The following is a 17411-nucleotide window of genomic DNA, read 5'->3' as shown; positions in this document are numbered from 1 at the left end:
ACGCTGCACAAACTAATCCCCCAACGCCCTGCTTATACGGTAAACTACCTGCGTTTTTGCATCAGGATAGCGTCTATGAACCATTCCCTTAAGCCCTGGAATACCTTTGGCATTCAACGCAATGCTAAACAAATTGTACGTGCCGATACTGCACAGCAACTGCTGGATGCATGGCAAAGCGCAACTGAAAATAACGAACCCGTACTGATTCTGGGCGAAGGAAGTAATGTCCTGTTTCTCGATGATTTTGCGGGAACGGTGATCGTTAACCGCATCATGGGAATTGATGTGGAAGAGCGTGCCGACAGCTGGCACCTGCACGTGGGGGCCGGAGAAAACTGGCATCATCTGGTGCAATTCACCCTCGAAAAAGGGATGCCGGGCCTGGAAAACCTTGCGCTTATTCCAGGCTGCGCCGGATCGTCACCTATTCAAAACATCGGTGCCTACGGCATCGAACTGAAACATGTCTGTGAATATGTCGACTGCATCGAACTGGCGACCGGAACGGCAAAGCGTTTAACGGCGGAACAGTGCCGGTTTGGCTATCGCGACAGTATTTTCAAACATGAATATCAGGATCGCTACGTGATTGTTGCCGTGGGCCTGCGCCTGTCGAAGGACTGGCAGCCTGTGTTGACCTACGGGGATTTAACGCGTCTCGATCCGGCTACCGTAACCGCCCGCGACGTTTTTGATTCCGTTTGCCATATGCGGATGACCAAACTTCCCGATCCAAAAGTAAACGGAAACGCAGGAAGCTTCTTCAAAAACCCGGTTATCAGCAGCGAAAATGCAAAAGTCTTTCTTGAAGGATGGCCAGCCGCACCACATTACCCTCAGGCGGATGGCAGCGTGAAGCTTGCCGCGGGATGGCTTATCGATCAATGCCAGCTAAAAGGCACTTCAGTAGGCGGTGCTGCCGTTCACCAGCAGCAGGCTCTTGTGCTGATTAATCAGCGCGATGCGACCAGCGATGATGTTGTACAGCTGGCTCATTATGTTCGTCAGCGTGTGGGCGAAAAATTTAACGTCTGGCTGGAGCCAGAAGTTCGCTTCATTGGCTGCACAGGCGAAGTTAATGCCGTGGAGGCTATCGCGTGAAGGACAATACCGTTCCCTTAACCCTGATTAGCATCCTTGCTGACGGTGAGTTTCATTCTGGCGAGCAGCTGGGTGAGCAGCTTGGCATGAGCCGTGCTGCTATCAATAAACATATCCAGACGCTTCGCGACTGGGGTGTTGATGTGTTCACGGTTCCCGGAAAAGGCTACAGCCTGCCGGAGCCGATTCAATTGCTGAATGAAGAAGCGATCCGCAGCCAGATCGGACACGGCAATGTTGCGGTGCTGCCGGTGATTGATTCGACGAACCAGTATCTTCTGGATCGTCTGCCTGAGCTGAAATCCGGCGATGCCTGCGTTGCTGAATATCAACAGGCCGGTCGCGGCCGTCGCGGTCGCAAATGGTTTTCGCCATTTGGCGCTAACCTCTATCTGTCCATGTACTGGCGACTCGAGCAGGGCCCGGCCGCTGCCATTGGTCTGAGTCTGGTCATCGGCATCGTCATGGCGGAAGTTCTGCACGATCTGGGGGCGGATAAAGTACGCGTTAAATGGCCTAATGACCTCTACCTCAACGATCGTAAACTTGCCGGTATTCTGGTCGAACTGACGGGAAAAACGGGCGATGCGGCGCAAATCGTCATCGGCGCAGGCCTCAACATGGTAATGCGCAATGTACAAAATGATGTGGTGAATCAGGCCTGGACTAACCTCCAGGAGGCGGGGATCGTCATCGATCGCAACACCCTTGCCGTGCGTATGATTAAAGAGTTGCGCAGTTCACTCACGCTTTTTGAGCAGGAAGGGCTGGCATCGTTCCTGTCTCGTTGGGAAAAGCTGGATAACTTCATCAACCGCCCGGTGAAATTGCTGATTGGTGATAAAGAGATCTACGGAACTTCGCGCGGTATTGACGCACAGGGCGCGCTGCTTCTTGAGCAGGATGGTGTGATCAAACCCTGGATGGGCGGTGAGATTTCACTGCGAAGTGCCGAATAACCGGATCGAGTTAATTATGCGAAAACCCGTCTGCGCAACGCTGGCCGTCATGATGAGTGTGCTGTTTTCGCCTCTCTCTCATGCGGATCGGGCCTGGGAGAGTTACAAGGCCCGCTTTTTCAAACCGGAAGGCCGTATTGTTGATACCGGTAATGGCGGCGTGTCGCATACGGAAGGTCAGGGTTTTGCCATGCTGATGGCGGAGGCCAACGACGATAAAGCCACGTTCGATAAGCTCTGGCAATGGACAGACAGTCGGCTAAAGAACAAAGAAAATGGTCTGTTTTACTGGCGCTATAACCCCGCAGAGTCCAACCCGGTCGCCGACAAAAACAACGCTGCAGATGGCGACGTGCTGATTGCCTGGGCGTTGCTGAAAGCCGACACCCGCTGGCATGACAAGCGCTACAGCGCCGCATCGGATGCAATTACCAAATCACTGATTGACCACAGCGTGATCCGCTATGCCGGTTACCGCGTAATGCTGCCCGGTGTCCAGGGGTTTAAGCTTGAGGGTGAAATAGTCCTTAATCCTTCCTATTTCGTGTTTCCGGCCTGGCAGGCCTTCTCCAGACGCAGTCATTTGCCGGTCTGGCGCGATTTGATTAAGGACGGGAAACGCCTGCTGGGGAAAATGGGCTCGGGTAAAGCGAATCTGCCCACTGACTGGGTTTCACTGGCATCAGGTGGCAAGCTGGCTCCTGCCAAAGGCTGGCCGCCGCGAATGAGCTATGACGCGATTCGTGTTCCGCTGTACGTTGCCTGGTCTGATAAGCAAAGCCCGCTGCTGACGCCGTGGAAGGCCTGGTTCGGTCAGTTCCCCCGGGAACAAACGCCCGCCTGGGTTAACGTCGCGACCAATGAATATGCGCCCTACATGATGGAAGGCGGCCTGCTGGCCGTACGTGATTTCACGATGGGGCAGTCTTCCGGTGAACCCGAAATCACCTCTAAAGACGACTACTATTCGGCAAGTCTGAAAATGCTGGTGTGGATCGCCCAGCAATAATGTCGACATTATCCCTCTCCCCGATGGGGAGAGGGACGTCATACCGTGTTACTGCGGATACGGTACCCAATCCCCGCCGTTCAGGCGAACGTAAGGTTTGTTTTGATATTGAATGACGACCGCGTTAGCGTTTTCTGAAACTTCTGCCGTTTGCGGCAGGTTGCTGGTGAGCTGATCCCAGTTCACGCTATCCTCCACAAACAGCTTCCCGTCAACGGCGCGGGCAACCAGCTCTGAGATCGCCAGATAGCTGGTTGGCTGTGTAATCTCAATCGGTGCGCCCTGATGCGGTGCCTTCATCCCAAAGAATTTAATGCCTGCAGGCACGTTAGTGATGGACGGGCTTGGGATATCACGCAGACCCGACACCTGCATTCTGTCACCTTTCAGCGCACCACCGTGCTCAGGTACCACAACCACCATCACTTTACGGCCCGATTTTTCCAGCTCCGTGAAGAACGCGTCCAGCTCGTCAAAGAACTTCTGTGCACGCACTTTATAATCAGCCGTTTTGCTCACGCCCGGGAAATGGTTACCGTCGTGGAGCGGCAGGGTGTTAAAGAACGTCGCGCTGCGCGGATTACTGTCTTTTTCGATGGTCTGCAGCCAGCGCTGCAGGACGGCAGTATCGTCATAAACTGGCGAGCCGTCGAAGCCCAGCAGAGAGACGGGAAGACCGGTTTGATCCATCAGCGGTGCCTGCATGCCGCCCTGTTCGCGCACCTCTTTCAGGAAGTTACCGAACTGGCCGTTATGCCCCAGCATCAGGTGCTGCGTAAAGCCCAGCTTTGCGAGGTTATCGAACAGATAACACTGGTTGCCGGCGGGTTGATACAGGTTTTTATGCGATGTCTGACCGCAGCTTGCACGCAGCAGGCGGATCGCCGCCGGGCCGCTGTACGAGGTGGCAGAGTTGAAATCTTTAAACTGAATATCGAAGTGTGACCACAGCGGATGAGACATCAAACCGGCGGCGTCCACGTCGGCCCAGGAGAGAGAACAGATGTTGATCACCAGCAGTTCAAACGGCTGAGCATCCGCCGGCAGCGCATCCGGGAATTTAGTCTGTCGCTTGTCTTCCGCGGTATAGAAACTGGAGAGCCAGGCGTTCAGGTTGGTAGAGGTCGGCGGTGCGGTCTGGGTTGGGATATCGCCCACCACAGGCGTATCGCCTGCCGTTGTGACGGTTGCCGCCGCGCTTCCCCCTGTGGTGGTCACCGTGGTGGTCGGTTGACCGGCAGGCCACAGGGAAAAGTTCGGCCCAGCCAGCGTCAGCACGTTAAGCCAGATCATAATCGCGACGACAAACACCGTGACGCGGATCCACTGTGACAGGAACAGCCAGGCAACCAGCAGCACAAATACCGCGCCAATCATCTGCCAGTTAATAAAGCGCTCGGTCAGATCGAGGACATAGCTGGCGCTAAAGCCCGCCACCTGCGACCCCTGGCTCATAATGCTGTCCGGCCCCGGTAGCCAGGTATCATGCCAGAACAGCGCAAAGCCGACAGGTATAGCGACCCAGTGGCGCAAGCGATGTAACCTGATATTCGGCAGCGGCATCAGCAGGAAGGCCATAAACACGAGGTTGAGAAGGGGATGGAAATTCAGATAGCCTGCCCACAGCAGGCCAAACTTCACCAGAAAGTAGAAGTTCCAGCCGGAAAGGCCGCGCCAGTATTGCCAGAGCGGCGAGGGTGACGAAGCGGTATAGGTAGAATTAGTCATGTTTTCGGTCTGCCTTGACGTGTGATGCCCGTGTCAGTGTTCCGGCTGGTTTTACATAGCGAGGTTTAATAAACAGCACTCTGGCCGTATCACGGATACGGCGGATGGAATGGCGCGCATAGTAGCCAAGCGGGAAAAAGATCAGCGCACAGAATATAACCAGTTGAATGATATCGCTGATGTTCATGATGATGCGTTCTCCGCGTTGTCTGTTAATAAGCGAAGGGGTTCCGGAACCCGACGCCAGACGTGTCCATCATGCCTGGCATTGAGGATCGGTTTGGCATCGCTCTTGATAGCGAGCGGCTTAACCCATTGTTCAGGCTGGAGCGCACGCATCTGCACCAGCTCCGCGCTAATCGTATTATCTTCGAACCAAATCATACGGTTCGAGAAAATATCCCCTGTAGGCAGAGGGAAGATGTGGTTAAGCGCCGTATCGAGATCGTTTACCCGGCAGAAGGACAAAAACAGCACCAGGCGATTGTCGCCAATGGTCATGATGTCCCCTGTACGGTTCGGGCGACATAAGGTGAGAGCCTGTTCAACGCGAATACCCGGCACGGGACGCAGAGCAACCATGACCCCTTTTCCGTCAGCAGGAAGAAGCGTGTTGTTCATCATGTTGCCGACGGCGTCGCAGAAGGTATCCCATTTTTGGTATCCACGCAGCTTCATCGGCTGCGTCATGGAGAGCAGCGTGGAAATATCTTCCGGTACGTGGCGGCTAAACTGCTGGCCCTGAACGCTTTCGATAAGCGTCAGGCAGCGTGACAACGGCGCATTCCATGGAATAACCATATTGGCGCCGCAGCCGAGAAGCAGGCGCTCATCGGTGGCGCGCAGGCTGGTATTATTTTCGCGCACGATGATTTTCAACGCACTGCCGCGCTGGCGGCGTAAGGTGTGGATTTGTCGTGCCAGCGTCTCAATCTGGTTATTCTGCATCAGCGAGAAAATAAGGGTTGCCGCCTGGGTTGTGCGGGCTTCATGGAAAAGGGCTTCGTTAGAATCAAACAATGTCCAGTTTTCCGACAGGGCGGGTGCCCCCTCTAAAACCGCGATATGGCTCAGGATGCGTTTTTCATCACTGCGCGGCTGCACCACGGTTTCTTCCTGCTGCGCCAGGTGCCACTCGCCCTCAATATGTTTCAGCGTAAGCTGTTGCCTGGCGCTCACGCCTTTTTCATTACACCAGAATGCAATATCGTAGAGATAGCTGCCTGCCTGGTCACGAACGCTTGCCAGACCGAACAGGGAGCGATATTCGCCCATTAAAAGTGAGAACAGCTTGTCATTATTACTGCCGGGATTGACTAACAATAGCGTGCAATTTTGAAATTTTGCCCATTTATTGATTTTTTCCAGCCAGGGCAGCAGTTTTTCAGCAGGCATATTTTGCAGGACGTTATTTGCGCATTTCAGAATCACTAAATAGTGATCCGGATCAATAGAGCACTGAACGTCGCGGGACAAAAAGTATAGACTATCGGCTTCCGATGTCATGGAAAATAATCGCACCGTCTGGGGGCCGCGACCACTTTCAAGCGTAATAATTTTCTTCGGATCTTCGCCCATGCTAATGACGGCCACGCGGGAATCCTTATCCTGAGCAGCAATTGTCTGGTTTACCAGACTGATAGCATCTTCATTACGGTCCGTATTAATCCACCAGACTCCTCCGACTGGCATGTGGCTCAATTCGTCCCATAATGACTGGATGCCAATAGAAAATATGGAGTCCACGGTGTCCCTCTTTTCGTCTAATTTATCTGTATCTCAGTTTACTAGCGAAAGCGTAGAAATAAACCTAACATTGAAATTAAAGAACATCAGATTTAGCATGTAAATGAAATTTGTCAGGGCAGGAAGCCTCGCAAGTTCTTTAGCGTGCGATTTTCCTTAAAGGGATGGAAAAAGAATGGATAATAACGAACCTGGAACCCCAGTCGACTCGACTCTGGGTTACACATTCCAAAACGATTTTTTGGCGCTGACGCAGGCCTTTTCTTTACCTGAAATAGATTACACCGATATTTCCCAGCGGGAACAGTTGGCCGCGGCTATTAAACGCTGGCCGTTATTAGCTGAATTCGCCCATCAACAATAAGGGAGCCATTGATGGCCATACTCGGATTACAGGGTGTCCGTGGCGGTGTGGGTACCACATCAGTTACCGCGGCGCTGGCGTGGTCATTACAGCTTTTAGGTGAATCGGTGCTGGTTATTGACGCCTGCGCCGATAATTTGTTGCGTATGTCGTTTAACGTCGACTTTTCTCGTGAAGAGGGCTGGGCCCGCGCGCTGCTTGATGATAAAGACTGGCAGGATGCGGGGATGCGCTATACCTCCCAGCTTGATCTGCTGCCGTTTGGGCAACTGAGCACCACGGAACGCGAGAATGAAGCCGCGTATCAGCGCCTGTTTTCGCAGTTCACGCTGGCGCTGCAAACCCTGAAAGAAAAGGGGCACTACAAGTGGATCTTGCTGGATCTGCCGCACGGCGCCGGCACGCTGACCCGACAGCTAATCGCCCAATGCGATCATATACTTTCCATCGTCAACGTCGATGCGAACTGCCATATCCGCCTGCATCAGCAGGGGCTGCCTCAGAACGCTCACCTTCTGATTAACGATTTGCGCATTGGCAGCCAGATCCAGGACGATCTGTATCAGGTCTGGCTGCAAAGCCAGCGCCGTCTGCTTCCCATTGTCATCCATCGTGATGAGGGGATGGCGGAATGCCTTGCGTCTAAGCAACCGCTCGGCGAATACCGCAGCGATTCACTGGCGGCAGAAGAGATCCTGACGCTGGCTAACTGGTGTCTGCTGAACTTCGCCAACAGGGCGGAGCATGCAGGGAGTTCTGTATGAGTCGTCTCGCCAGCTGGTTACTCATCCCACCGGTCAGTTCGCGTTTGAGCGAACATTACCGGCATTTCCGCCGGCACGGTGCTTCGGCATTTAGCGCCGCGCTCGGCTGTTTTTGGATGATTCTGGCCTGGATGTTTATTCCACTCGAACACCCGCGCTGGCAGCGCATACGTGTCCGGCACAGTGAGCTATATCCGCATATTAATCCCAATCGGCCGCGTCCTTTGGATCCGGCGCGCTATCTCATTCAGGCCATCTGGCTGGCGGTCACGTCATCCCGCTCAGAGAAAATAACGCCGCACTGGCGCAGCTTCTCCCGCGTGCAGCAGTTACGTGAACGCTACCACCAGTGGCTGGACAGACTGCCCAACAGCGTAAGCGATAAGACCAGCCATCTGGATAACCACAAAGAGCTCGGGCATCTCCACCCGGGCCTGCGGCGTTTTATCCTCGGCGTGATCGTCGTGTTCTCGCTCATTCTGGCGCTGGTCTGTATTACGCAACCTTTCAACCCTCTGGCGCAGTTCACCTTCCTGATCCTGCTGTGGGGCGTGGCGCTGCTGGTCCGCCGTATTCCGGGCCGCTTCTCGGCGCTGATGCTGATTGTGCTGTCGTTGACCGTCTCCTGTCGCTACATCTGGTGGCGTTATACCTCAACCCTGAACTGGGACGATCCGGTCAGCCTGGTGTGCGGCCTGGTGCTGCTGTTTGCCGAAACCTACGCCTGGATCGTGCTGGTGCTGGGCTATTTCCAGGTCATTTGGCCGCTCAACCGCCAGCCGGTTCCGCTGCCAAAAGACACCGCGCAGTGGCCGTCTGTTGATCTCTTTGTACCGACCTACAACGAAGATTTGAGCGTGGTGAAAAATACCATTTATGCCGCGCTGGGCATCGACTGGCCGAAAGACAAGCTCAAGGTCTGGATCCTGGATGACGGCAACCGTCCGGCGTTCCGCCAGTTCGCAGAGGAGGTCGGCGTCGAGTACATCGCCCGTCCGACTCACGAGCATGCGAAAGCCGGGAACATCAACAACGCGTTGAAGTATGCCACAGGGGAGTTTGTCTCGATCTTTGACTGCGACCACGTGCCGACGCGCTCGTTCCTGCAGATGACCATGGGCTGGTTCCTGAAGGAGAAAGAGCTGGCGATGATGCAGACGCCGCACCACTTCTTCTCGCCGGATCCGTTTGAACGTAACCTTGGCCGCTTCCGCAAAACCCCGAACGAAGGCACGCTATTCTATGGCCTGGTGCAGGACGGAAACGACATGTGGGATGCCACCTTCTTCTGCGGCTCCTGTGCGGTTATCCGCCGTAAGCCGCTGGATGAAATTGGCGGTATCGCCGTCGAAACGGTCACTGAAGATGCGCACACCTCTCTGCGCCTGCACCGTCGTGGCTATACCTCTGCGTATATGCGTATTCCGCAGGCTGCCGGTCTGGCAACGGAGTCACTGTCGGCGCACATTGGTCAGCGTATTCGCTGGGCGCGCGGCATGGTGCAGATCTTCCGTCTCGATAACCCACTGATTGGTAAAGGGCTCAAGCTGGCGCAACGTCTCTGCTACGTCAACGCCATGTTCCACTTCTTATCCGGTATCCCGCGGCTGATCTTCCTGACCGCGCCGCTGGCGTTCCTGCTCCTTCACGCTTATATCATTTACGCCCCGGCGCTGATGATTGCGCTGTTTGTTCTGCCGCACATGATCCACGCGAGCCTGACGAACTCGAAGATACAGGGTAAATACCGCCATTCCTTCTGGAGTGAAATCTACGAAACGGTGCTGGCCTGGTATATCGCACCGCCGACGATGGTGGCGCTGATTAACCCGCACAAAGGGAAATTTAACGTCACCGCCAAGGGCGGCCTGGTGGAAGAAGAGTACGTCGACTGGGTGATCTCCCGTCCGTATATCTTCCTGGTATTGCTGAATATCGTTGGCGTCATCGCCGGTATCTGGCGTTACTTCTACGGCCCGGAAAACGAAATTCTGACCGTCTTTGTGAGTATGGCCTGGGTCTTCTACAACCTGATTATCCTCGGCGGCGCGGTGGCGGTGTCGGTGGAGAGCAAGCAGGTTCGTCGTGCGCATCGCGTTGAAATCTGCATGCCTGCGGCGATCGCCCGTGAAGATGGCCATCTCTTCTCCTGTACCGTGCACGACTTCTCTGACGGTGGCCTGGGAATCAAAATCAACGGCCAGGCGAAGGTGCTGGAAGGCCAGAAAGTTAACCTGCTGCTTAAGCGCGGTCAGCAGGAGTATGTCTTCCCGACGCAGGTTGTGCGCGTGGCGGGCAATGAAGTCGGTTTGCAGCTGATGCCGTTGACCAAAAAGCAACATATCGATTTTGTGCAGTGTACGTTTGCCCGCGCGGATACGTGGGCTCTCTGGCAGGACAGCTTCCCGGAAGATAAACCTCTGGAAAGCCTGCTGGATATTCTGAAGCTGGGGTTCCGTGGCTATCGTCACCTTGCAGAATTCGCCCCGTCGTCGGTGAAATTAATTTTCCGGTCACTTACTTCGCTGGTTTCCTGGGTCGTGTCGTTCATTCCTCGTCGTCCTGAGCGGGATGAGGCGAAGCAGGCGGACCCGGTTATGGCTCAACAATGATGATAACGCGATGAAAACAAAACTTTCCTGGTTATGTGCAGTGGCAATGGGGATGAATGTCCTCCCCGCAACAATGGCTAACGCAGCTCCTGGTAACGCAGCGGCAACCCCTGCGCCAACGGTACCTGTCGTCGCGCAAGCAACCGATCCGGTTGTCACCGCGGCACTTGGTCAAACAGAAAATATCATGCCGAACCAGCCAACGGAGGGGAACACCCTGCCGGCAGACGGCCAGGTCATCGGGCAGGTGATGCCGGGCGTCCGGGGGGCGAATGCGCCTGTCGTTGCGGACAATGCGCCGTCGCGGGACGTGAAGCTGACCTTCGCGCAAATTGCACCGCCTCCGGGCAGTATGGTGCTGCGCGGCATCAACCCTAACGGCGGCATTGAGTTTGGCATGCGTAGCGATGAGGTCGTTTCTAATGCGGTGCTGAACCTGGAATACACGCCGTCGCCGTCTCTGCTGCCGACGCAGTCTCAGCTGAAGGTCTACCTGAATGATGAGCTGATGGACGTACTGCCGGTCACCAAAGAGCAGCTGGGCAAGAAAACCCAGGCGCAGGTGCCGATAAACCCGCTGTTCATCACCGACTTTAACCGTATCCGTCTGGAATTTGTCGGCCACTATCGCGATGTCTGCGAAAACCCGGCCAGCAACACGCTGTGGATGGACGTCGGGCGTAACTCCTCGCTGCAGATGACCTACCAGTCGCTGGCGCTGAAAAACGATCTCTCGGCATTCCCGGTTCCGTTCTTCGATCCGCGTGATAACCGTCCGCTCACGCTGCCGATGGTGTTTGCATCATCCCCGGACGTGACCGAGCAGCTGGCGGCCACCATTGTGGCGTCCTGGTTTGGTTCACGTGCTGGCTGGCGTGGACAGAGCTTCCCGGCGATGTATGACAAACTGCCGGACAGAAATGCCATTGTGTTTGCGACCAACGCGAAACGCCCGGCCTTCCTGCGCGATCATCCGGACGTCAAAGCGCCGACCGTTGAGATGATAAGCCACCCGGAAAACCCGTACGTGAAGCTGCTGGTGGTGTTTGGCCGTGATGATAAAGATCTGGTGCAGGCAGCAAAAGCGATTGCCCAGGGCAACGTCCTTTTCCGTGGCAACAGCGTTGTAGTGGATGAGGTCAAACCGCTGCTGGCGCGTAAACCTTATGATGCGCCAAACTGGGTGCGTACCGACCGTGCGGTGACATTTGGCGAACTGAAAACCTATGAAGAACAGCTGCAGGCGACGGGGCTTGAGCCAGCGCCGATTAGCCTGTCACTGAATCTGCCGCCGGATCTGTATCTGCTGCGTACCAACGGCATTGATATCAATCTGAACTACCGTTATACCGCGCCAGCGACCAAAGACAGCTCGCGCATGGATATCAGCCTGAACAACCAGTTCCTGCAATCGTTCAGCCTGCAAAGCACGCAGGATACTAACCGCCTGATGCTTCGCCTGCCGGTGTTGCAGGGGCTGCTGGACGGTAAAACGGATGTCTCCATCCCGGCACTGAAGCTCGGTGCGATAAACCAGCTGCGCTTTGACTTCCAGTACATGAACCCGATGCCTGGCGGCTCGGCGGAAAACTGCATCACCTTCCAGCCCGTACAGAACCACGTCGTGATTGGCGATGAGTCGACCATCGACTTCTCGAAGTACTATCACTTCCTGGCGATGCCGGATCTGCGCGCCTTTGCTAACGCGGGCTTCCCGTTCAGCCGCATGGCCGATCTTTCTGAGTCCATCGTTGTGATGCCAAAAGCGCCAAGCGAAGGGCAGGTCACGACCCTGCTGGATACCATGGCGACCGTTGGGGGACAGACGGGATTACCGGCGATTAACGTCACGTTGACGGACGATGGCAGCCAGATCCAGAACAAAGATGCTGACATCATGGTGATCGGTACCATTCCGGATAAGCTGAAGGATGACAAACGTATCGACCTGCTGGTGAAAGCGGCCCAGTCCTGGGTTAACACGCCGCTGCGCCAGACCGAGTTCCCGAGCATTATGCCGGATGTGAACGACCGTCAGGCCAGCGCGCAGACGACCGTAACGTCTCAGGGGGCAATGGCCGCGGTGGTGGGCTTCCAGTCACCTTACAACGAACAGCGTAGCGTGGTGGCTCTCCTGGCGGACAGCCCGCGCGGGTATGAACTGCTCAATACGGCCATGAACGACAGCGGTAAACGTGCCGCGATGTTTGGATCCGTGTCGGTGATCCGTGAGTCCGGCGTCAATAGCCTGCGCGTGGGCGACGTGTACTACGTGGGCCATCTGCCGTGGTTCGAACGCCTGTGGTATGCGCTGGCTAACCATCCGGTTCTGCTCGCCATCCTGGCGGCGGTCAGCGTGGTCTTGCTGGCATGGGTGCTGTGGCGTCTGCTGCGTATCATCAGCCGTCGCCGCCTGAACCCGGATGAGTAAGATGTGATGAAAGCCTTTCGCTGGTGTGCATTAGCAGCGTTGATGCTGGCGGCGCTTCCTCTTCGCGCTGCCTGTACCTGGCCTGCCTGGGAGCAGTTTAAAAAGGATTACATCAGTGAGGGCGGGCGTGTCGTTGATCCCAGCGACACGCGCAAAATTACGACCTCTGAAGGGCAAAGCTACGCCTTGTTCTTTGCCCTTGCGGCGAACGATCGCAGCGCGTTTGACCAGCTGCTGACCTGGACGCGCGATAATCTTGCCAGCGGCAATCTCAACGACCATCTGCCCGCCTGGCTATGGGGCCAGAAAGATAAAGAGACGTGGGCGGTGATTGATACCAACTCCGCCTCTGACGCCGATGTCTGGATCGCCTGGTCTCTGCTCGAAGCGGGCCGGTTGTGGAAACATCCGGACTATACCCGCACGGGTAAGGCGCTGCTGAAACGCATTGTCAGTGAGGAAGTGGTGAAAGTGCCGGGGCTCGGCGCAATGCTGCTTCCCGGTAAAGTCGGTTTTGCCGATGAAAACGTCTGGCGTTTTAACCCCAGCTATCTTCCTCCGCAGTTAACGAGTTATTTCACGCGCTTTGGTCCGCCGTGGACCCAGCTTCGTGAAACCAATCAGCGTCTGCTGCTGGAGAGCGCGCCGAAAGGGTTTTCGCCGGACTGGGTTCAGTATCAGAAAAACAAAGGCTGGCGGTTACAGCAGGATAAATCGCTGGTGGGCGGCTACGACGCCATCCGCGTTTATCTCTGGGTGGGAATGATGAGTGATAAAGATCCTCAGAAAGCCCGGCTGCTGACGCGCTTCCAGCCGATGGCGGCAAAGACAATGAAACGGGGTGTGCCGCCGGAGAAAGTGGATGTGGCGACGGGTAAACGCACCGGGAATGGCCCGGTCGGGTTCTCTGCCGCCATGCTGCCGTTTTTACAACAACGTGATGCCCAGGCGGTTCAGCGCCAGCGCGTTGCGGACCATTTTCCCGATAACAATGCCTATTACAGCTACGTGCTGACTCTCTTTGGGCAAGGATGGGATCAGCATCGTTTTCGCTTCACCGCAAAAGGTGAATTAATACCGGATTGGGGCCAGGAATGCGCAAGTTCACAGTAAATCTACTCACTTTATCGCTTGGCCTGGCACTGATGCCGATGGCTGAAGCCGCCAACTCTCCGCAGCAGAAACAGCTGCTGGAACAGGTTCGGCTGGGCGAATCGACACAGCGTGAGGATTTGGTTCGTCAGTCGCTTTACCGTCTTGAGCTGATTGACCCGAACAACCCTGACGTCATTGCCGCACGCTTTCGCTACCTGCTGCGCCAGGGCGATAACGCCGGTGCGCAAAAAGAGCTGGATCGTCTGAAAGGGATTGCGCCGGGCTCGAGTGCATACCAGTCATCACGCAACACGATGCTGCTGTCCACGCCGGATGGCCGCCAGCAGCTCCAGCAGGCGCGTTTGCTCGCCACCACGGGACACACGCAGGAGGCGATTGCAGCCTATGACAAGCTGTTTGACGGCAACCCGCCGGGCGGCGACGTGGCGACGGAATACTGGAACGTCGTGGCGAAAGACCCCGCTCGCCGGAATGCGGCCATTAACCAGCTCAAGAAAATCAACACCAGCAGCCCCGGAAATACACAGCTGCAGGCGACGCTGTCCCAGCTTTTGTTCCAGAGCGGACGCCGTGACGAAGGCTTTGCGGTATTGCAGGATATGGCTAAATCGACCAACGGGCGCAGCCAGGCGTCTGATATGTGGTATGACCAAATCAAAGGCCAGCCTGCCAGCAGCGCCAGCGTCAGCGCGCTGCAAAAATACCTGAGCGTATTCAGTGACGGCGATAGCGTCGCGGCGGCGCGTGCCCAGCTCGAAGAACAGCAAAAACAGCTCGCTGACCCGGCGTTCCGCGCGAAAGCGGAAGGGCTGGCGGCGGTGGATGCCGGGCAGGGAAGTAAGGCGGTCGCGGAACTGCAAAAAGCCGTCAGCGCCAACCATGCCGACAGTGAAGCGGTAGGTGCCCTTGGCCAGGCCTATTCCCAGAAAGGCGACCGCGCCCGCGCGGTGGCGCAGTTTGAAAAGGCGATTGCCCTCGATCCCCAGAGCGATAACCGGGGTAAATGGGACAGTCTGCTGAAGGTCAACCGCTACTGGCTGCTGATCCAGCAGGGCGATGCGGCCCTGAAGGCGAATAACCCTGCGCAGGCGGAGCGTTACTATCAGCAGGCGCGCAGTATCGACAATACCGACAGTTATGCCGTGCTGGGGCTGGGCGATGCCGCCGCGGCGCGTAAAGATAATGACGCGGCGGAACGTTACTATCGCCAGGCGCTGCGTATGGACAGCGGCAACAGCAATGCGGTCCGCGGCCTGGCTAATATTTACCGCGCGCAGTCCCCGGAGAAGGCCTCGCAGTTTATCCAGTCTCTCTCCGCCAGCCAGCGCCGGAGCATTGATGATATTGAACGCAGTCTGACCAACGAGCAGCTCTCCGCTCAGGCAGAACAGCTGGAAAATCAGGGAAAATACGCCCAGGCGGCAGAGATTCAGCGCCGTCGTCTGTCGCTCTCTCCCGGCGACGTTTGGATAACCTATCGTCTCTCGCGCGATCTCTACAGCGCGGGTCAGCGCAGCCAGGCGGATACCCTGATGCGTCAGCTTGCCAGCCAGAAACCGACCGATCCGGATCAGGTGTACGCCAGCGGGCTCTATCTTTCCGGCAACGATCAGGACCGCGCCGCGCTGGCGCATCTGGACACGCTGCCGCGCAGCCAGTGGAACGGCAATATTCAGGAGCTTGCCGACCGCCTGCAAAGCAATCAGGTGCTGGAAACCGCCAACCGTCTGCGCGACAGCGGAAAAGAGCAGGAGGCGGAAAACCTTCTGCGTCAGCAGCCGACCTCCACCCGCATCGACCTGACGCTGGCTGACTGGGCGCAGCAGCGTGGCGATCTGGCGTCGGCGAAAACGACGTATAACGCCGTTCTGCAGCGTGAACCGCAGAACGAAGACGCGATCCTCGGCCTGACCGAGATTTACAGCGCGCAGGGCGACAAAGATGCCGCGCGCGCAGAGCTGGCGAAACTGCCCGCCGCGCAAAACGGCCAGCCGCTGTCGCTCAACATGCAGCGCCGGATCGCGATGGCGCAGGCAGGTCTGGGCGATTCCGCTGCCGCAGAACAGACCTTCAACAAAATCATTCCGCAGGCTAAATCGCAGCCCGGCTCCATGGAAAACGCGCTGGTGTTACGTGATGCCGCGCGTTTCCAGGCGCAAAACGGTCAGCCTCAGCAGGCGCTGGAAACCTATAAAGACGCGATGGTGTCGACGGGCATCACCACGACGCGTCCGGCCGACAACGACAGTTTCACTCGTCTGACGCGTAACGATGAAAAAGACGACTGGCTGAAGCGCGGCGTGCGCAGCGATGCCGGTGACTTGTACCGTCAGCAGGATGTTAACGTCACGCTGCAGCACGACTACTGGGGATCCAGCGGCACGGGCGGCTATTCCGACCTGAAAGCGCACACTACCATGCTGCAGGTGGATGCTCCGCTGTCTGACGGGCGCATGTTCTTCAGAAGCGATCTGGTCAACATGGACGCCGGTTCATTTGATAACAATAACGGGACTTACGATCCAAAATGGGGGACCTGCTACGAAACGCCGTGTAGCGGCAACACCCATCAGTCCGACAATGGCGCAAGCGTCGCCGTCGGCTGGCAGAATAAAACCTGGGCGATGGATATTGGCACCACGCCAATGGGCTTTGACGTCGTCGACGTGGTGGGCGGCATCAGCTACAGCAGCGATCTGGGCCCCATCGGCTATACCGTTAACGCCCATCGCCGCCCCATCTCCAGCTCTCTGCTGGCGTTCGCCGGGCAAAAAGATACCAACACCGGCACCACCTGGGGCGGCGTACGTGCCACCGGTGGCGGCGTAAGCATGAGCTATGACAAAGGGGAAGCGAACGGCGTCTGGTCAAGCCTGAACGCGGAAACGCTGACGGGTAAAAATGTGGAAGATAACTGGCGCGTCCGCTGGATGACGGGTTACTACTACAAGCTCATTAATAAAAACAACGAGCGCCTGACGGTTGGCGTCTCCAATATGCTCTGGCACTACGACAAAGACCTGAGCGGTTATACCCTGGGTCAGGGCGGCTACTACAGCCCGCAGGAGTATGTCTCCTTCGCACTGCCGGTGACCTGGCGTAAACGCACGGAGAACTGGTCCTGGGAGCTGGGCGGCTCGGTGTCCTGGTCTCACTCGAAAACCAAAGACGAACTGCGCTACCCGATCCAGAATCTGATCCCGACCGATGAGCCAGACCGCTATACCGACCGGGGCGTGATGGAAACCGGCAGCAGCTCCTCAGGCACGGGTTATACCGCGCGGGCCATTATCGAACGCCGCGTAACGTCCAACTGGTTTGTGGGCATGGGCGTGGATATTCAGGAAGCGAAAGACTATACCCCAAGCCATGCGCTGATCTATGTGCGTTACTCTGCTGCAGGCTGGCAGGGCGATATGGACTTACCGCCGCAGCCGCTCATCCCTTACGCGGACTGGTAATCGGATTATCCTTAATCCATTTGTAAGTCTCTCTTAATAGCGCGGCAATCGGGTATACTCAGGCGCGCCAGGTTTACACCCTGGCGCGCCCTGCGCTTCGAGTTTTGTGGAGAGTCA

Annotated in this window: 12 protein-coding genes; 9 read left to right on the top strand and 3 right to left on the bottom strand. The window is 56.5% G+C overall.

Features of this window, described 5'->3' with window-relative positions; genetic code table 11:
- Positions 1 to 75 precede the first annotated feature (75 nt).
- From murB to ACWKXN_RS16555, 3 genes are read left to right on the top strand one after another with little or no spacing between them, the layout of a single operon-like run.
- The gene (murB, locus tag ACWKXN_RS16565; protein WP_213730061.1) at positions 76 to 1104 is read left to right on the top strand and encodes a UDP-N-acetylmuramate dehydrogenase; all 1029 of its coding nucleotides are present in this window, start codon (positions 76 to 78) and stop codon (positions 1102 to 1104) included.
- Positions 1101 to 2063 carry a bifunctional biotin--[acetyl-CoA-carboxylase] ligase/biotin operon repressor BirA gene (gene birA, locus ACWKXN_RS16560; protein WP_033146880.1) on the top strand — a complete coding sequence of 321 codons (963 nt, stop codon included), beginning with the start codon at positions 1101 to 1103 and terminating at the stop codon, positions 2061 to 2063. Before murB ends, birA begins: the two co-directional genes overlap by 4 nt.
- Positions 2064 to 2079: 16 nt before the next feature.
- On the top strand, positions 2080 to 3072 hold the full coding sequence (locus ACWKXN_RS16555) for a glycosyl hydrolase family 8 (RefSeq protein WP_454544033.1): 993 nt from the start codon (positions 2080 to 2082) through the stop codon (positions 3070 to 3072).
- A 48-nt stretch (positions 3073 to 3120) separates the two neighbouring features.
- Here the strand turns inward: ACWKXN_RS16555 and bcsG are convergent, their stop codons facing one another.
- Genes bcsG through bcsE form a run of 3 tightly spaced genes read right to left on the bottom strand, consistent with a single transcriptional unit; the run spans position 3121 to position 6546 of the window.
- The gene (gene bcsG / locus ACWKXN_RS16550; protein WP_033146878.1) at positions 3121 to 4800 is read right to left on the bottom strand and encodes a cellulose biosynthesis protein BcsG; all 1680 of its coding nucleotides are present in this window, start codon (positions 4798 to 4800) and stop codon (positions 3121 to 3123) included.
- Positions 4793 to 4990, bottom strand: coding sequence for a cellulose biosynthesis protein BcsF (bcsF, locus tag ACWKXN_RS16545; protein WP_024908822.1), 198 nt, complete (start codon positions 4988 to 4990; stop codon positions 4793 to 4795). The genes bcsG and bcsF overlap by 8 nt, the downstream gene beginning before the upstream one ends.
- A complete protein-coding gene (gene bcsE / locus ACWKXN_RS16540) occupies positions 4984 to 6546 on the bottom strand; it encodes a cellulose biosynthesis c-di-GMP-binding protein BcsE (RefSeq protein WP_454544032.1) in 1563 nt (520 codons plus the stop codon). Before bcsE ends, bcsF begins: the two co-directional genes overlap by 7 nt.
- Before the next feature lie 175 nt (positions 6547 to 6721).
- Here bcsE and bcsR point away from each other — a divergent pair, with 175 nt between their 5' ends.
- From bcsR to bcsC, 6 genes are read left to right on the top strand one after another with little or no spacing between them, the layout of a single operon-like run.
- Positions 6722 to 6910, top strand: coding sequence for a cellulose biosynthesis protein BcsR (bcsR, locus tag ACWKXN_RS16535; protein ID WP_008503237.1), 189 nt, complete (start codon positions 6722 to 6724; stop codon positions 6908 to 6910).
- A gap of 11 nt (positions 6911 to 6921) precedes the next feature.
- Positions 6922 to 7674, top strand: coding sequence for a cellulose biosynthesis protein BcsQ (bcsQ, locus tag ACWKXN_RS16530; protein WP_029740463.1), 753 nt, complete (start codon positions 6922 to 6924; stop codon positions 7672 to 7674).
- Positions 7671 to 10286 carry a UDP-forming cellulose synthase catalytic subunit gene (gene bcsA / locus ACWKXN_RS16525; RefSeq protein ID WP_454544031.1) on the top strand — a complete coding sequence of 872 codons (2616 nt, stop codon included), beginning with the start codon at positions 7671 to 7673 and terminating at the stop codon, positions 10284 to 10286. Before bcsQ ends, bcsA begins: the two co-directional genes overlap by 4 nt.
- Positions 10287 to 10296: 10 nt before the next feature.
- Positions 10297 to 12717, top strand: coding sequence for a cellulose biosynthesis cyclic di-GMP-binding regulatory protein BcsB (gene bcsB / locus ACWKXN_RS16520; protein WP_454544030.1), 2421 nt, complete (start codon positions 10297 to 10299; stop codon positions 12715 to 12717).
- 6 nt (positions 12718 to 12723) lie between these two features.
- Positions 12724 to 13830, top strand: a complete 1107-nt coding sequence (gene bcsZ / locus ACWKXN_RS16515; protein WP_454544037.1) for a cellulose synthase complex periplasmic endoglucanase BcsZ — start codon at positions 12724 to 12726, stop codon at positions 13828 to 13830.
- Positions 13812 to 17294, top strand: a complete 3483-nt coding sequence (gene bcsC, locus ACWKXN_RS16510; RefSeq protein ID WP_182931304.1) for a cellulose synthase complex outer membrane protein BcsC — start codon at positions 13812 to 13814, stop codon at positions 17292 to 17294. The genes bcsZ and bcsC overlap by 19 nt, the downstream gene beginning before the upstream one ends.
- Positions 17295 to 17411: the final 117 nt, after the last annotated feature.

This window comes from Enterobacter sp. UPMP2060 (assembly GCF_053709655.1).
The sequence above is the reverse complement of the archived record's forward strand: the minus strand, read 5'-3'. Positions and strand labels throughout refer to the sequence as shown.

What these genes read in the sequence shown, in the direction of transcription:
- murB (WP_213730061.1), top strand. Translation starts at nt 76, where the DNA reads ATGAACCATTCCCTTAAGCCCTGGAATACCTTTGGCATTCAACGCAAT.
- bcsR (WP_008503237.1), top strand. Translation starts at nt 6,722, where the DNA reads ATGGATAATAACGAACCTGGAACCCCAGTCGACTCGACTCTGGGTTAC.
- bcsZ (WP_454544037.1), top strand. Translation starts at nt 12,724, where the DNA reads ATGAAAGCCTTTCGCTGGTGTGCATTAGCAGCGTTGATGCTGGCGGCG.
- ACWKXN_RS16555 (WP_454544033.1), top strand. Translation starts at nt 2,080, where the DNA reads ATGCGAAAACCCGTCTGCGCAACGCTGGCCGTCATGATGAGTGTGCTG.
- bcsA (WP_454544031.1), top strand. Translation starts at nt 7,671, where the DNA reads ATGAGTCGTCTCGCCAGCTGGTTACTCATCCCACCGGTCAGTTCGCGT.
- bcsQ (WP_029740463.1), top strand. Translation starts at nt 6,922, where the DNA reads ATGGCCATACTCGGATTACAGGGTGTCCGTGGCGGTGTGGGTACCACA.
- bcsB (WP_454544030.1), top strand. Translation starts at nt 10,297, where the DNA reads ATGAAAACAAAACTTTCCTGGTTATGTGCAGTGGCAATGGGGATGAAT.
- bcsC (WP_182931304.1), top strand. Translation starts at nt 13,812, where the DNA reads ATGCGCAAGTTCACAGTAAATCTACTCACTTTATCGCTTGGCCTGGCA.
- bcsG (WP_033146878.1), bottom strand. Translation starts at nt 4,800, where the DNA reads ATGACTAATTCTACCTATACCGCTTCGTCACCCTCGCCGCTCTGGCAA.